Source organism: Ruegeria sp. YTSC199 (assembly GCF_059609725.1).
Map to the genome: position 1 here is coordinate 105605 of NZ_JBXWMF010000003.1, position 15397 is coordinate 121001.

Genomic DNA, 15397 nt, shown 5'->3' on the forward strand with positions numbered 1-15397 from the left:
CGCTATGGGTTGCGACGCTAGCTACATTTGCACGTTTCTATCGGTTTTCCTTTGGGACCTGATCTACCTGTCACCGATACTTGTGTTCTTGTTGGTTTTGGTGTGCATGCTGGGGGTATCAATTGGTCGGATCGAAGGCTGGTCGACCGGACCGAGCCTTTACCATGCCTTCATAAACGCAACTACCGTTGGCTACGGTGACCTTAAGCCGGAGAAACCCTCGAGCCGGGCTTTGGCGGTTATCAACGCATTTGTTGGGCTTATCTTTGCGGGCATTGTCGTAGGTATAGGTGTACATTCAGTCGAGACCTCGATGAATGCCGAATTTTGATTTGTGTAGGTTTAAAGAAACGAGAATGACCGATTTGTCCGCATAGCTGCTGTCCAAGGCTCCAAAACACTGCATCTTTGATTTAAAAGTCCGCTTCCAGTGCATTGCCGCCGTCACTAAGTCCTAGTGCTGCACTAGCAGCGAATGTCTGCTTGTGTGGCCTTAACTCTTGCCTTGCTCAACAGATTGCAGGCGCGGCGAATGTCAGCAAAGTGGCCACATTCAACAAATTTGGCTGAACGAAAGCATCGAGCCCAGAGCCGGCATTTACCAAACTGCATGAGCGAGTTCATTTGGGAAACTAATCCTCCCACGCTAGGTGCCCTGATAAGAATCGCACCAATTTTCCCAAGCGGAGGAGTACTTTTGGATGTTGAAGCACTAGAGTGGACCTAAGGCGCTTAATTAATGCGGCTGTTTTGCCCCTTAGCATCTTCTTGTGCCTCGAGCGCCGCCATAAATTTTTGAAACCGTGGGTGATCACGTAAGTTATCAAGATCCCCATCATGGCGTATCCAATCGAGCATTTGCAATTGATGGCCCGGCATGTTTTCAAGCGTATCAAGGGCTTGATCGACTCTGCCTATTGTCGCAAACATACATGCCGCGTTGTAGACTACAATCCGGTCCCCGGGGTCCAAGTCGATGGCTCTACGTATCATCTCTTCAGCATCGTCAAACCGCCCGATATGTGCCAAGGCATGAGCGCATTGGAAACAGGCTCTACTATTGCCGGGTTCTACCTCCAGTTTACATCTTGCGGTTTCCAAAGTTGCCTGGGCAGCCTTTAGAACATCTTCTTCGCGTCCCAACTTTCCGTAAACTGCCATCAGTAAGAATGGAGCCTGTGGGTCTCTGGGAGAAATCTTCCAAGCCTGTTCAAAATGCCGAGCCGCTTTCTCGAAGTCCGAATTTTCCCAACAGTGGCGAGCCCAGTAGTATTGGGCTTGATAGAGGTTGGAATCGAGCTCCGAAGCCTTGCGGAAAGCTGTGTTTGCCCCATTTTGATCTTTCGACTGAGCCAGAGCCAAACCTTTGGAAGCATAGGCCTCGGCCAAATTTGGGGCGAGTTCTAACGCTCGATCAGCAGCGACCGTTGCAGAGTTCAGGTGTTCCTCTTCTCCGTCGTATTGGCAATAGAGCATCAAATTGCAATCGGCCAAACCGCAATAAGCTTGAGCAAATTGGGGATCGCACTCAATCGCTCTTTCAAACAAGCTGCGCGCTTCAACGAACTTACGCCGTACGTGGGAATGGAAGGCTAGTCGTCCCTGTAGGTACAGGTCATAGGCCTGCAGGTCGGATGTGCGCGATCCGTTCGACCTTCCCATTCCATCTTCGGCCAATGCCAGTTGAAGAGCTTTGACAATTTTTTCGGTGATTTCGTCTTGGACGGCAAAGATATCAGTTAACTCGCGGTCGTATCGGTCGGCCCAGACATGGCCGCCAGACTGAGCATCGATCAACTGCGCAGTGACCCTTGCCCGGTTGCCTGCCTTTCTTACACTGCCTTCTACAATGAATTGCACGTCGAGCTCTCGGGCGATCTGTCGGACGTCCACGGACCTGCCTTTGTAAGAAAAGCTCGAATTTCTAGCAATTACGAATAACTCCCTTATCTTGGATAAATCCGTGATTATGTCCTCAGAGATGCCGTCTGAAAAATAAATCTGATCCGGATCATCCGACATGTTGTCAAAAGGAAGAACGGCGATCGAGTTTTTACTGGTTTGAGGAGCATTTCTAGGCAGTTCGACGTAATCAAGATCACTGGCAAGTTCGTACACGCGCACAGGTCGCGGGAGGTTCTTGAGTTGTTGTTTCCCAAGGTCCCTAAAAGTGAGATCAAGACGGCCTGAAATTTCGTCTCGCACCCGGCCTGAAATTGCGACGCATCCCGGGCCAGCTAGCTTTTCAAGCCGTGCCGCAGTATTCACCCCATCGCCAAGAATGTCTTCTCCATCGGAAACCACATCGCCCATGTGGATACCCATGCGGAAAACCAGTTTTGGTTCATTTTGTGTCTCGCGATTTCTGTCAGCGCAGTACTTTTGCAATTCATCAGCACAAGATACCGAGTTCACAACTGATTGGAATTCCGCGAGAAACCCGTCTCCCATAGTTTTTACGATCCGGCCGTTGTGTTTCTCTAAACGCGATCTGAGGGCTTCCAGCGTGTCTTTCAACGCGTGGAGTGTAGCCGTTTCATTTTGGCTTACCAGACCGCTATAGCCGACAACATCAGCAGCAAGAATGGCCGCCAGCCTGCGTTCCATTTGTGACTCCCTATGGGGAATACTACCATTCGTGACCTTTTATATCCATCTTCCAGCAAACACAGTCCCATCAAGTCGATGGCGCGTTTTTAGCCCAGTCTAATACAATGCCCTGCCTTGGAAATACTCGTGAATTGCTCAGGTTGATTTGGCGTTGAATAATCAGTTTTCTGCAAAAGTGATGTTCAGCGACTGCTGGAGTTCGGCACTGCAGCGAACGGAAATTATGTCCGCGATGCAGTCACTCACCAATGCCAGTATTTCGCGTCTGCAGCGGATGTCCGGAAAACGGGATGCGACCGCAGCACCGCAACCCGTGGGCAGCGACTTGCACAAGCATGATGCCTTAGAGAATGCAGACAACAGGCTTGGTGATGGAACGCGTGTCGTGCGGAGTATGTGAACCATGAATCACGGTTCCGAACGGCGTTCCACTGAAAACCAGGCGCTGCAACTGACAGCCTTGTTCGTGCTCATTGCCTAAGTATTTGCCCGGTAGGTCAGAAGCTTCAGACCAAAGCCGATGAAAGCCGCACCTGTTATGTAGTGAAGCCATCGACGCAAACTTGGATTCTCACTTGCCCATCTGATTTTTGCGGTGAACACTACGACCAAGCCGAACCAAATCGTCGCGATCAAAATATGCAGAAAGATGAGTACATACGCAGATTGGACTGACCCGGCAGCGACCGGAATGAACTGGGGAAAGGCTGCCAGATAGAACACGGACACTTTTGGATCCAGCGCGTTTGTCAGAAACCCTGTCCAGAAATTTTGTGAAAACCGGCGTTCTACAGGTGCCGGGGTGGCTGGCAGTGCGATCTCACGCGACCTCCGTGCTTTCAGAAGTACCTTGATTCCAATCCAGCACAGATAAATGGCACCCAGAGTTTTCACGATTGTGAACACTCATGCAGACTGAGTCAGCAGCACAGAGAGGCCCAGAACCGATAAGGTGCCATGCATCAGAAAAGCAGCCGCAAAACCGGCAATGCTGATGACGCTCGTGAAATCTCCCGGGCCAAAGATACTCGGATCCGATCATGTGTCGTCCTCCATCCGCTTCTCAATTGAAGCGCGGTTTGCCTTCCAATTTCTCGAACCGAACCGGCTTCAGTGTCTTGCTCTGCAACACTGAGGCCCGTTCCTTGATTTGACCGGATGCTATGAAGTCGACGACTTTCATCTTAACCAAGTCACAACCGCGCAGTTTGCTGTCTATTGCCATATTGAACAGCGCAGGATCGCGATGGTTCTCCGCAAGTTCAAGCCGGACGCGTATGGCCCAAACATGATTAGGCTACAAAGGTCGTTTTTGGCCGACGATGCGCCCCTTGTTCCAAGCTGGGCGCAGCGCGCGAATGGCGGGTAAGTTTGGTGTTTCCGTGATTGATCCTCCGATCCGCCATGCCCGCCCAAAACGACAACCAGACGTTGACAGCGCAAAAAATCACAGGATGCCGCGCCGTGTCCGAGGTCGGTAGTGAGCCCTGAAGTGCGGAATGTTGCGACGTGATCCGTTGTCGACATAACGCGGATTGCGGGCTTTGCAAGTTCGCCGCGGACTGTACAGCTAACTACTAAAACTGAGTCCGCAGTCTAGCTAAACGACTGCAACAGCGCGCGCGCCTCGCAGAGATCTTTTGTCTCAAATCCTTCAGTAAACTTGCTCTGGATCATCGCAAGCTTATCAGCGGCCTGGCGGCGTTCTCCCTGCAGATCGAGTAGCTGTGACAGATCCAGAACGGCTCGTAACTCAAGGGCAAGCGCTTCCTGTTGCTTTGCGATTTCGATTGCGCGGTGTAAGTCCGTTTCTGCTAAGGCTCGGGCACTTGCATCAGCGGCAAGGTTGATTTGAGCGCGGGTTCGGTGCAACTCGGCGGCGGCAGAGACGTCTTCGCTTTGTGCCATAGCCTCAAAGGCCAGTGTCATTGCGTTCGCCGCGGCAGCGTGTTCACCAACCTTCGCATATGCCTCGGCCGCCAGAGACCGGTGCATCGGGTCAAACCGGGCCGACCCGATGCGACCTGCTTCTTCGAAGCCAGCTTCGATATCCGCGAGGCCTGAACCTTTGCCTTGTCGATGCAGTGCCGCACCCAAATGGATCAGGGCCCACGCATGCCACAGAGCGAGCGACATCTCTTCCGACACCCGCAACGCTTCCCTTGCGGCTTGTTCGGCCTCGTCGTTACGACCAAGCCAGAGATTGACCAGCGTGGCCCCCATGCAGAGAGCAAGACCCGTTGTGTTGGGGTGCCGTACCTCACGTGCCCAGCTCAACGTATTCTCAAGTTCTTCCGACGCCTGATCGGCGAAGCCAAGATGCCAAAGGCACCACGCGCGGTAGTTGCCCCCAGCGACGCGCGGATCGTGCCCAAATCGGAATTTGAGTTCGTTGTGCGCGTCGGGCTCGTAAAGAGCCAGAGATTGCTCTGCCAATGTCAGACTTTCTCGAAAACGTCCGGCGTGAAACCGTTCCAACGACAAGGCGCGCAGACTGATCAAACGCGGACCCGTATCTGGCCCGGAATGTGCAACGGTTGAAAAACGCTCGGCCAATTCAGGCGAACCGCCAACAGCGATGTACCGCGCCGCCCAAAGACCGTAGATTGCCGGTAGCTGCAGAGTAGCATCGCCAGTTTCGTCCGCCAATTCCATCGCTCGGGAGAATGCAGCCACGGTCGCCAGACCCTGATAGCCATCGCTGGCCATCAATGCCTGACCGAGCTCGAGCTGGATTGCCTGTTCGCGGCGGCGCCAGCGCGGATCGCTTCCAAGTTCACCACAAAGTCGGACTGCCGCATTGAAATCGGCAATGGCTTCGCGAAAAGCTGGGCGCGTGACGGCTACGCGCCCGGCTTCCTCCCAGGCATCCAGCGCGTCTTCCCGACGGCCTGCGGCTTCCGCGTGTTGTGCGCGAACCTCAGGTTCTGCGTCTCCACGCGCAACCAAGACGTCGTAGAGCAGGTGATGCAGCGCCACACGGCGACTTCTCAGAAGGCTTTCATAGGCTGCGTCACGTACTAACGCATGTTTGAAGAGATATGTTGCGTCCTTGCCGGATCTGCGGCGAAAAACTAGCTCGGCGGCGACAAGCCTGTCGAGTGCTCCCTGCAGGGTTGCGTCGTCCTGCTCGGATATTGCTGCCAGTGTCTGATAGTCAAACGCGCGACCGATAACTGCCGCAGTCTGGGCGACTTCTTTCACGCCATGAAGTCTGTCAAGCCGTGCCATCAGCGAGTCATGCAGCGTTGCCGGGACAGCGACAGTATCCAGCGACATGCCACCTTCGCCGCTGTTCTCTGTCGTTCCAAGCATGCCCGTTTCCACGATGGCTTTGGTCAATTCCTCAACAAATAGCGGAACACCATCTGTGCGTGCCGCGATCTCGTCGACCAGGTTTTTTGGCATGCTGCGCCCCTCAATGACGCGTTCGATAATTGATCGCGTGGCCGCACGAGCCAGCCTGTTGAGTGCGAGCCGGGTCATGTTGGGGTGACTAGCAAGGGGTGCTGAAAATGTTGGTCGTGCCGTGACAACGAGCAGGACCCGCAAATCAGCGAGGCAATCAAGCGCCAGTTCGATAAGTTCGAGCGTTGTTGGGTCTATCCAGTGCACATCTTCGACCAACCAAAGCACCGGTTGCTGCTGAGCAAGACCCCGCAATTGTTCAACCATTGCCGCAAGCGTTCGATTTCGGCGTTGCTGAGGCGAAAGAGTTGATACGCCATAGCGTTTGGTCCCGTCGAGATTTATCATCTCGGCGAAGAGTTGCGCCGTGTCATCAAGGCCGGCGGCCTTGTCGTTGGCGCGTGAAAGAAGGGCTTCCAATCGGTCTAGACGCTGATCGAGACTATCTTCAGCCTCAAATCCGGCAGCCTGCGTGATCTGTTGAATAGCAGGGTGCAGCGCGCTGTCAGCGTGATAGGGCGAGCACTGATACCGCAGAAGTGTGTGCGGAACCTCTTTAATGGACGCGACCAGCGCCTCTGCGATCCGGGACTTGCCAATCCCCGCTTCTCCCGTGACCAGGATCGCCTGACCTTCTCCCGATTCAGCCTGGCGCCAACGCTCTATGAGCAAAGCAAGTTCCTGATCACGCCCGACAATCGGTGACATCTCTCCATGTTGGCGGGCCGCGAACCGACTGGCCAGCGTCCGCTCGCCCTGCACGGCAAAGACCGGAGTCGGCCCCGCAATACCTTTGAGTACCTGAGAGGGTAGGGCCTCGAGAACAAAGATGTCTCCAATCAGCCGTCGTGTGGCCTCGGCAACAACCACTTGCCCAGCCTCCGCGACGGATTGTAGTCGCGCTGCCAGATTGGGCGTGTCTCCTATCACGGCTTCCTCTTGGGCCGCACCCTCGCCTATGAGATCGCCAACGACTACGAGCCCAGTGGCCACGCCGATACGGCAGGCCAACGGTTTTTCATCGCCAGTAAGGCGCGAAACCGTTGCAATGATAGACAACGCCGCTCGTACAGCGCGTTCCGGCTCATCTTCGTGGGCGCGGGGCCAGCCAAAGTAGGCGAGTATTCCGTCTCCCATGAACTTGGCGACATGGCCCTCAACGCGGGCTATCTCACCTGCGACTGCATTCTGATAAGCGCGTATCACAGCGCTCATATCCTCGGGATCAAGTCGCGTGGAAAGCTCGGTGGAGCCTACGAGATCCACGAACACAACCGTAAGCTGTCGGCGTTCAGCGTCAGAGGTTACAGCCTTTCCCAATTCGGCGTCTGTAGGTTCAGACGCTAACTGCGTGCCCTCCTTCTTGCCGATGTCATCTATTGCATTGAGCAACTTTCGACGATGTCCAATCGAAGACACTCCAAGTTCACGCAAATCGTCAGATGTGCGTCTTGTGACAACCTCCAAATCAATGTCGTTTTCGCGAAACGCGGCCTCATAGCGCGACAGCCCAATGGCGGCGAGCCAGTTGCCAACATCCCACATGCCAACGTCTCCTCTGTCTTTCCTGACGGATCACTCGGAAGCTTACATGTTGAAGTATAGGCTGTCTCGGATAGCGTGCGGATCGCTGCAAGCTCTGGCTAAAGGTTTCAAGCGGCCACCAGAGCGTGCGATTTTAACTCCCGTCGCGAGCCCATGGTTACCCGCCATAGGCACAGTTAGATCCATCGGTAGAAAAGTCCCGCGGTGCCGTCATCGTCGAGACTAAAATGTTGCACGATGCATAGACGGCAGCTTTGGCGAACCGCGGTTCAGCATTTAACCCGCCGACAAAAGGCAGGAATGGGCCGTCCTCGAGTCAAGCGAACGTTTGTGCAAATTGCTAGAAGTTATAGCGGCTATGGGCAATCCGTGATGCGGACTAACGGCTATGCTCGATCACTCTTTTGCAAACACCTATTATATTCCTGTAACGTGATAGGAAAATGGGATCGGTAAATCTTCTATTTGTATTGTCAGTTCTGTGGATTCTTCTCGGATTTTAGTGCTTAAGGAACTCGTACAGACTAATTGCAGTCTGTGATAGGCTGACGTTTTGCTTCCGGCAAAGATAGTAAGCACTTCCTGGCCTCAGGCTTAAATCACCGATCCTGACGAGGGTTCCGGCGGCAAGTTCTTCTTCCATCATGTACGCGTTCACAAGCGCAATTCCGGCACCATCCAGCGCTTTGCCAACGGATTGCACGTAGCTGTTGCACTGGCGCTTTGGCCATTTGTCGATCTTCGACAGACCAAGTCGTTTTGACCAAGTTTGCCAGTTGATCCAATCCGGCGCCAGGTTAGTGAATTCCAGTATCGGCGGTGCATTCTCGAGATGTGGGTGGTGCGAAAACAGCTTCGAAAGCTCTGCCTGCCTCGCTATCTCCGGGGCGGCCACAGGGATCATCTCGACGTCAAGGATTTTGAAGCAATCCCAGCTCGGAATACTCCCATCACAACAGACGATGGCTAAGTGCTGTACATCAGAAAGCAGTTCGGAAATGGCTTCGGTCGTCCGAATGTTTACGTCACACGCCTGATCACTGAACGAAAAGGCCTTAAGGCGTTTGTGTAGCCAGAACATCGACAAAGCAGTATTGGCAGCAATCTGCACGGCAGGTTGTTCAGGGGCCTTAATTTTGTGAATGGCCCGGTCAAGAAACTCCAGCGCCATTTCGACATCCGAGGCCAGTTCCCGGCCGGTTTCGGTCAGCTCAAGGTTCCGGCCGTCACGCGAAAACAATGAAATACCCAACCAGTCCTCAAGTCTTTGAATCCGTTTGCTGACAGCGGCTTGCGTCACAAACAGGTCGTCAGCGGCCCGCGTAAGGCTTTTGTTGCTTGCCGCGGCTTGGAAGAAAAGAAGATTGTCCAGCGGCGGTAGTGATTTGCGGTAGTTTTTCATTCCTTGAGGTTATGAGTTTGCAGGACATTTTCCAACGTTACTTCCACGCCAATTGTTGAATAAATATTGAAGTCTCTGACCCCTGTATCCCCTGCCTTGTGATGCGCAGGACTTGCATTGAGACTCATATGGACCTTACAAGTTATATAAACGACGCGCGCCGCAGCCTGATTGAATTACCGCAGGTGGACGAGGCGAAAATGCGGATCGAGCGGCTGACCCGGCTGCAGGAGCAGCTTGTCGAGAACGATCTGGGAGGCATCCTGCTCTATGATCCGATCAACATTCGTTATGCGACTGATTGCCGGAACATGCAGGTCTGGACCATGCATAATGCTGCCAGATATTGCCTCGTTCCTGCCGAAGGCAAGGCCATCATGTTCGATTTTGTCAATTGTGGCCACCTGTCGAAAGGGCTGGACACAATCGCGGAATCGCGTCCCGGCACGCTTTGGTATCACCACACGGCGGGCGACAAACGGCCGGAATTGATCGAAGCCTGGGCCGATGAACTTGCTGATGTCATTGCAGAACGTTGCGGCAGCACCCGCATCGCCATCGACAAGCTGGAACCGGGCGGTCGCACCGCGTTGACCGAGCGGCAGATTACCACCTTCTTTGGTCAGGACATTATCGAACGGGCTCGCTGCATCAAAACGCCGGAAGAGCTTAAGGCCCAGAAGCATTCAGCGCTGGTTTGCATGACCGCGCTACAGGCCATGCGCGACATGACTGTGCCCGGCGCGACCGAGAACGACCTCTGGGCGGTTCTGGCATCGATGAACTCCAACCTGGGGGGAGACTATATTGAAACCAAGCTGGTCGTGGCCGGCGGCAATACCAACCCGTGGTATACCGAAGCCAGCGACAAGGCGCTAAAACCCGGCGAGTTCCTGGCTATCGACACCGATATGATCGGGCCGTTTGGATACAACACCGATATCTCGCGGACCTGGTTGTGCCAGCCTGCCAAGCCGACACCCGAGCAAAAGACGCTGTATCAGACCTCCTACGATCAAGTTCATACCAATATGGGGTTGATCAAGGCGGGGGTTTCTTTGCGGGAATTTGCAGAGAAGGCATGGAAGATGCCTGTGAAATATCAGGATCTCGATTGCCGCGTTCTGGTCCATGGCACGGGCATGTGTAACGAATACCCACAAGTCCCGCCGCTCGCATTCTGGGAGCGTACCGGCTACGACGGCGTGTTCGAAGAAAACATGACCCTTTCCATTGAAAGCTACATCGGCGAGGCCGGGCGATCCCACGGCGTGAAGCTTGAGCAGATGGTGCGCGTTACCGCGACAGGCTGCGAAATCATCGCCGATTTTCCTTTTGAAGATGAGCTTTTGAACTGACGTATAAGCTCAGCGAGCTGACCTGAATTCCAAGTTCCAATGTTTCTATGATCGAGGTCTCGGACGTGAAAGACCATGTTGGCAGCACTGTATTAAATGACGATGAAGCCTCCGCAAGAACCGATTACTCGGTGTCAGCCGGGTTTGCACAACGGCTTTCGCGCCTTGGGTGTTCGCTTGCGTTTTCTTCTTACCAGTCAGGGGTGCTCTATTTCGTGGGCGTCAAGCCGGGTGGTGGCATTAATATCCACCAAATGGCTTTGCCACGGCCAATGGGTATTCATCGGCATGGGGATCATGGTCTGTCAGTCGCCGCAGATGACCAGATATTGCACATGCAGAATGTGCTCGACCCGCAAGAGCGCGTGAATGATTTGTTCGACGCGGCGTTCATGCCGCGCCAAAGCGAGTTCACCGGATCGCTTGATCTGCACGATCTTGGCATTGATGCGGATGGCAGGACCATTTTTGTCAACACTCGGTTCAATTGTCTGGCGACCCCCGACACCCGCCACAGCTTTCGCGAGGTCTGGCGCCCGCCGTTTATCTCAGGTCTGGTTGATGAGGATCGCTGCCATTTGAACGGTCTGGCGATGCAGGACGGGCGTCCGAAATTCGTCACCGCCGTCAGCCGTTCAGACACGATTGACGGTTGGCGCGACCGGCGTGCTGATGGTGGGATCGTCGTCGATGTCGAGACCGGAGACATCGTCTGTGATGGCCTGTCGATGCCGCATTCGCCGCGTTTGCAGGAGGGTCGGCTGTGGCTGTTGAACTCGGGCCGGGGCGAGTTGGGCACGGTTGAGTTTGATGGGACCGGCAAGGGCCGTTTCGTGCCGCATGTCTTCTGCCCGGGCTTTGCACGAGGTCTGGCGCTCTGTGGTCGTTATGCGTTCGTTGGCCTGTCTAAGCCCCGCTACAAACGGTTCGAAGGTCTGGAGCTGGACGCTCGACTGGCCAAAACCGACAGCGCACCCTGGTGCGGCATTCAGGTCATCGACCTGGACGCAATGACCTGCGTCGATTGGCTGCGGATCGATGGGGCCGTGGCCGAGCTGTACGATCTGGAACTTCTACCCGGCCACCTTTGCCCAATGGCCGCTGCGCCGGGCACGTCTGATGCGGCATCTTTGGTCACGCTGCCAAAGCCTCTGTGAAGGCAACACATTAAAAAACAACAAAAAAAATGAAGTCTGTACGGATATCATGAACGAACGCACACAGCGCAAAACCCCACGGAGAAATCCGACCTTCCAGTTGCGGGGTGGTCGGATGACAAAGGTTAAGGGACAAGTGGCAAGCTATGCTCCGACCCTTGGCCGGGTTCTATTCGTCGCCCTTGGGACAACCATTGCAGCCGCCGGTGGCCCCGCCGCTGCAGGCAGTTGTACCTCGCCGACCCCTGGCAATCTAGTTTGCTCGGGCCCTGCTGATCCGTCCGCCGATGTGGGTGTGGACGTGATCCTGAGTGCTCCGGTCACGGTCAACACCACTCCCGGCTTTGGCCTTGACGCCAATGTTGGCGGTAACGCTTTTGATCTGTTCAGCCAAACCGGAATTGTTTTCACGGACACCTACGGCTCCTCAATTACGTCTGGCACCAATGACGCTTTGCGTACCGTTGTATATTATGGCGGCGATTTATCAATTACTACAACCGGCACCCTCAACGGTGCCAACTTTGGCATCTACGCGCGGCACTATGGTCGTTTAGGTGAGGGGGCCATTTCAATCACTGCCGCTGATGTCAGCGGAGCGGGTTCAGACGGGATATTCGCCCGCAATGACAACAGCGCAGGTCTGAATATTACAACATCCGGAACCGTTACCGGCGCACGACGCGGCATTCGCGCTTATAACACCGGACGCGGTGCGCTGACCATTTCCACGGCGGATGTCACAGGCACGACGTCACAGGGGGTGCTGGGCAGAAACTATGGTTCGGACCTGTCGATTGACACCAGAGGAGGCACGGTGACGGGCGCAGATGCGGGTATTGTCGCGCTCAACTATGGCACTGGTGTCTTGACGGTAACGGCGGCCGATGTCGGCGGCGGCGGCAATCAGGGTATTGTCGCTAACAATTTCACCGGCACCGACCTAACCGTGACTTCCAGCGGGACAGTCACCGGGCTTGTGAACGGAATATATGCACGCAACGAAGGCAGCGGAGCCCTAACCGTAAATGCCGCCGACGCGTCCGGGGCGATCGGCAACGGGGTTTATGCACGCAACGCCAGAGGAACCGATCTGTCGATCACAACCACCGGTAATACCAGCGGCGGGAGCCGAGGTATCTATGCACGGCAATACGGCTCCGGAGCGCTGATGATCTCGGCAACCGATGTCAGCGGGGGCGCGTATCAGGGGATTTACGCGCTGAACACTGGCACTGATCTGTCGATCACCACGACCGGTGTTGTTTCAGGCGATGTCTCGGGTATCGAGGCGGAAAACATGGGCAGCGGGGCATTAAATGTTTCTGTCGCCGAGGTTTCCGGCACGACCAGCCGCGGCATTTCGGTCCAAAACAGTGGCACCGATCTGACCGTCATCGCGACCGGCCCTGTTACCGGAAACCGCGACGCCATCTTTGCCAGCAATCGCGGAACGGGAAGTCTGACCATCAGTGTTGCCGATGCAATCAGTGCAAATGATGGATATGGCATCAACGCACGGAACTATGGCGCGGGCGCGCTGGTGATTTCTGCGGACAATGCCACAGGAACCAGAAACAATTCGGGCATTTTGGGAATCAATTCCGGCACAGATCTTTCGATCACAACCAGCGGGCTGGTGACCAGCGACTGGCGCGGAATATCTGCCAACAACCGCGGCTCTGGCGCGCTGAGCATTGTGGCTGCGGATGTCACAGCGACCCGGCTCAACGGGATCAATGCCACCAACCGGGGAACAGACCTGTCGATTACATCTACAGGTGCGATCAGCGGTGTGACGCAGGGGATTGATGCGCGTAACTATGGCAATGGCGCTTTGACAATTGCCGTGGCCGACGTTGCAGGGGCGACAGATGACGGCATCTATGCCCGCAACGGTTCCACGGCGACTGGCCTGTCAATATCAACCACGGGTGCAATAACCGGGGGACAGTCGGGAATTCATGTCCGAAATGACGGCAGCGGCGCGTCTGTGATTGATGTCTCGGGTCGGGTCGTCGGTGGAGGTGTCGCCGGGATCAACACCCTCACAGGGGCGACGGGGTTGAGTGTCATCACCCTACAGCAGGGCGCGACGGTCAGTGCGTCCTCGGGCGACGCAATCCTGAATGATGATGGAAACAGCCGGGTGACTCTGGCAGCGGGCTCAGCTGTCGCCGGGGCCGTGCGGCTGAATGGCGGGGAGGACGCGCTAACAATCGATGGCGCCGCGGATATTCGTACGGCATCCCTGTTTGATGGTGGCGCGGGTGTGCTGGATGCGTTGACGTTTTCAAGTTTTACTGGCGACGTCGACGGAACACTGTTCAAAAACTGGGAAAGACTGACCGCCGATAACGGCAGTGCTCTGACCCTTGATGATGCGGCGGCTGGATTTGACCTGGTCACGGTGCAAAACCGTTCAAGTGTTGGGACGGCAGGCCTGGATTTTGCCCTGGCGGGGTCGCTAAGAACCGGGCCAACCGGTCGCTTTCTGGCAGCTCATACCGGGGTAGGAAATATCACCATCGGTGGGGACGTCCGCAATGACGGAGCAATTCGTCTGACCGACGGCGAAAGCGGGGACCGCTTCAATATCGGTGGAGATCTTTCGGGCACCGGGGTCGTTGATCTGGACGTAGATTTCGCGACCGGAACAAGTGACCAGATAACTGTTCTGGGGGGCACCGCGGGCGCTCAACAGGGGCTGCGGATCGGAAAACTTGGCGCTGCCGAGGCCAATCTGCAGGACATCACACTGGCGTCGGTTTCCGGCACAAACACAACGTCAGACTTTCAGTTGGTGGGAGGGGATTTCATCACTAAAAGTGGACAGGGCGCGGTGATCTCAGGTGCCTACACGTTTTTGCTGGATCATGACTTTGCGACGGGTGCCTTCGTATTATCTCCATTCGGTGCAAACGGTGATGTAAACCGCAATCCGGACCGTGCGTTTCTGGCCGCGGGGGTTCAGCAGTTCAGCGACCACTTGTCTTTGAACGGGTCTTTGCGGCGGATTTCCTGTCGCACCAGTGCGGCGAGCGGGGAAACCGTCAGCCGCTCTCTGTTTGATTTAAGTACGGCGGATCAGCCACTGATCTGGTTCAACGCCGAGGGGGGGCGTGACAGCTATACGGTCGATGATCGCACAAATGACACCTTAAGTGGCGGCTTGCGCGTCGGGGCGAGCCTGCCGTTGGCCGAGTTCGCAAACGGGTCCGTGATCGGTGGGCTCGAATTTGGGGCGGCGACGCTTTCCACCACCAGTGAAACCGCATTGGCGGACGGCAAGGTCGACACCGACGCTTACGACATCACGCTGAGCGCTTTGTGGCTGGCAGGCAGCCAACTCTATCTTGATGGGCAACTGCGCTACGCCTATTTCGACAGCGCCACCCGGCTGGCTGGTGGGCAAGACATAGATACTTACGGCAATGGATATGCGACATCCATCGAAGTCGGCAAGATCTTTGCCCTGAACAACGGATTGAATCTGATTCCACAGGCGCAGGTTATCTACAGCGATGTCGATGCCGACGACCTCAGCGACGTGGCTGGCGGAGCCACGGGCACGGTTTCGGATGGCGACAGGCTGAGCATTCGCCTTGGGATGCGGGCCGATCACGCGTTGGACGGTATTGGCCTTCTGTACGGCCAACTCGATTACTTCCACGCCTTCGATAATGAAACCGGCGTCTCTTTTGGCAATGATACGGTTCTGACGCAGCGCAGCAGGAACAATCTGGCGCTGGCAATCGGTGGCTATGTCTCGGTTTCTGAACGCACCAGGCTGTTTGGGGAAATCTCGGCCCAGAACGGGTTTGACGGTGACACGGATGATTATGGCTATGCCGGGCAAATCGGCTTTGAGATCCATTTCTGATGATAAGAACAATGAACAGCAAGGCACGCCGGTC

The 15397-nt window shown here is 55.4% G+C and carries 9 protein-coding genes and 1 pseudogene; 5 read left to right on the forward strand and 5 right to left on the reverse strand.

What is annotated here, in order from left to right; genetic code table 11:
* The first annotated feature begins 4 nt into the window (after positions 1-4).
* A complete protein-coding gene (locus AC2FEE_RS03725; RefSeq protein ID WP_496863138.1) occupies positions 5-331 on the forward strand; it encodes an ion channel in 327 nt (108 codons plus the stop codon).
* Positions 332-732: 401 nt separating this feature from the next.
* Here AC2FEE_RS03725 and AC2FEE_RS03730 read toward each other — a convergent pair whose 3' ends face one another.
* A complete protein-coding gene (locus AC2FEE_RS03730) occupies positions 733-2607 on the reverse strand; it encodes a TPR end-of-group domain-containing protein (protein WP_496863139.1) in 1875 nt (624 codons plus the stop codon).
* Between the two features lie 154 nt (positions 2608-2761).
* Here AC2FEE_RS03730 and AC2FEE_RS03735 point away from each other — a divergent pair, with 154 nt between their 5' ends.
* Entirely contained in the window at positions 2762-3010 is a 249-nt protein-coding gene (locus tag AC2FEE_RS03735) for a hypothetical protein (protein ID WP_496863140.1), read from the forward strand.
* 77 nt (positions 3011-3087) lie between these two features.
* Here the strand turns inward: AC2FEE_RS03735 and AC2FEE_RS03740 are convergent, their stop codons facing one another.
* The 4 genes and pseudogenes from AC2FEE_RS03740 to AC2FEE_RS03755 form a co-directional block, all read right to left on the reverse strand.
* Positions 3088-3504, reverse strand: a complete 417-nt coding sequence (locus AC2FEE_RS03740) for a LysE family translocator (protein ID WP_496863141.1) — start codon at positions 3502-3504, stop codon at positions 3088-3090.
* A 103-nt stretch (positions 3505-3607) separates the two neighbouring features.
* Positions 3608-3889, reverse strand: a pseudogene (locus tag AC2FEE_RS03745) (site-specific integrase); the annotation flags it as partial.
* A gap of 317 nt (positions 3890-4206) precedes the next feature.
* Entirely contained in the window at positions 4207-7563 is a 3357-nt protein-coding gene (locus tag AC2FEE_RS03750) for an AAA family ATPase (RefSeq protein WP_496863142.1), read from the reverse strand.
* A gap of 499 nt (positions 7564-8062) precedes the next feature.
* Positions 8063-8965: a LysR family transcriptional regulator gene (locus AC2FEE_RS03755; RefSeq protein WP_496863144.1), complete on the reverse strand. Its 903-nt coding sequence runs from the start codon at positions 8963-8965 to the stop codon at positions 8063-8065.
* A 128-nt stretch (positions 8966-9093) separates the two neighbouring features.
* Here AC2FEE_RS03755 and AC2FEE_RS03760 point away from each other — a divergent pair, with 128 nt between their 5' ends.
* The 3 genes from AC2FEE_RS03760 to AC2FEE_RS03770 all read left to right on the forward strand — a co-directional run bounded on the left by AC2FEE_RS03760 (position 9094) and on the right by AC2FEE_RS03770 (position 15363).
* Positions 9094-10323 (forward strand): M24 family metallopeptidase, encoded by a 1230-nt coding sequence (locus tag AC2FEE_RS03760; protein WP_496863145.1) that lies wholly within the window; start codon positions 9094-9096, stop codon positions 10321-10323.
* A 47-nt stretch (positions 10324-10370) separates the two neighbouring features.
* Positions 10371-11480, forward strand: coding sequence for a TIGR03032 family protein (locus AC2FEE_RS03765; RefSeq protein ID WP_496863147.1), 1110 nt, complete (start codon positions 10371-10373; stop codon positions 11478-11480).
* Between the two features lie 115 nt (positions 11481-11595).
* On the forward strand, positions 11596-15363 hold the full coding sequence (locus AC2FEE_RS03770) for an autotransporter outer membrane beta-barrel domain-containing protein (protein WP_496863149.1): 3768 nt from the start codon (positions 11596-11598) through the stop codon (positions 15361-15363).
* Positions 15364-15397 lie beyond the last annotated feature (34 nt).

What these genes read in the sequence shown, in the direction of transcription:
- AC2FEE_RS03755 (WP_496863144.1), bottom strand. Translation starts at nt 8,965, where the DNA reads ATGAAAAACTACCGCAAATCACTACCGCCGCTGGACAATCTTCTTTTC.
- AC2FEE_RS03725 (WP_496863138.1), top strand. Translation starts at nt 5, where the DNA reads ATGGGTTGCGACGCTAGCTACATTTGCACGTTTCTATCGGTTTTCCTT.
- AC2FEE_RS03765 (WP_496863147.1), top strand. Translation starts at nt 10,371, where the DNA reads ATGATCGAGGTCTCGGACGTGAAAGACCATGTTGGCAGCACTGTATTA.
- AC2FEE_RS03730 (WP_496863139.1), bottom strand. Translation starts at nt 2,607, where the DNA reads ATGGAACGCAGGCTGGCGGCCATTCTTGCTGCTGATGTTGTCGGCTAT.
- AC2FEE_RS03750 (WP_496863142.1), bottom strand. Translation starts at nt 7,563, where the DNA reads ATGTGGGATGTTGGCAACTGGCTCGCCGCCATTGGGCTGTCGCGCTAT.
- AC2FEE_RS03760 (WP_496863145.1), top strand. Translation starts at nt 9,094, where the DNA reads ATGGACCTTACAAGTTATATAAACGACGCGCGCCGCAGCCTGATTGAA.
- AC2FEE_RS03770 (WP_496863149.1), top strand. Translation starts at nt 11,596, where the DNA reads ATGACAAAGGTTAAGGGACAAGTGGCAAGCTATGCTCCGACCCTTGGC.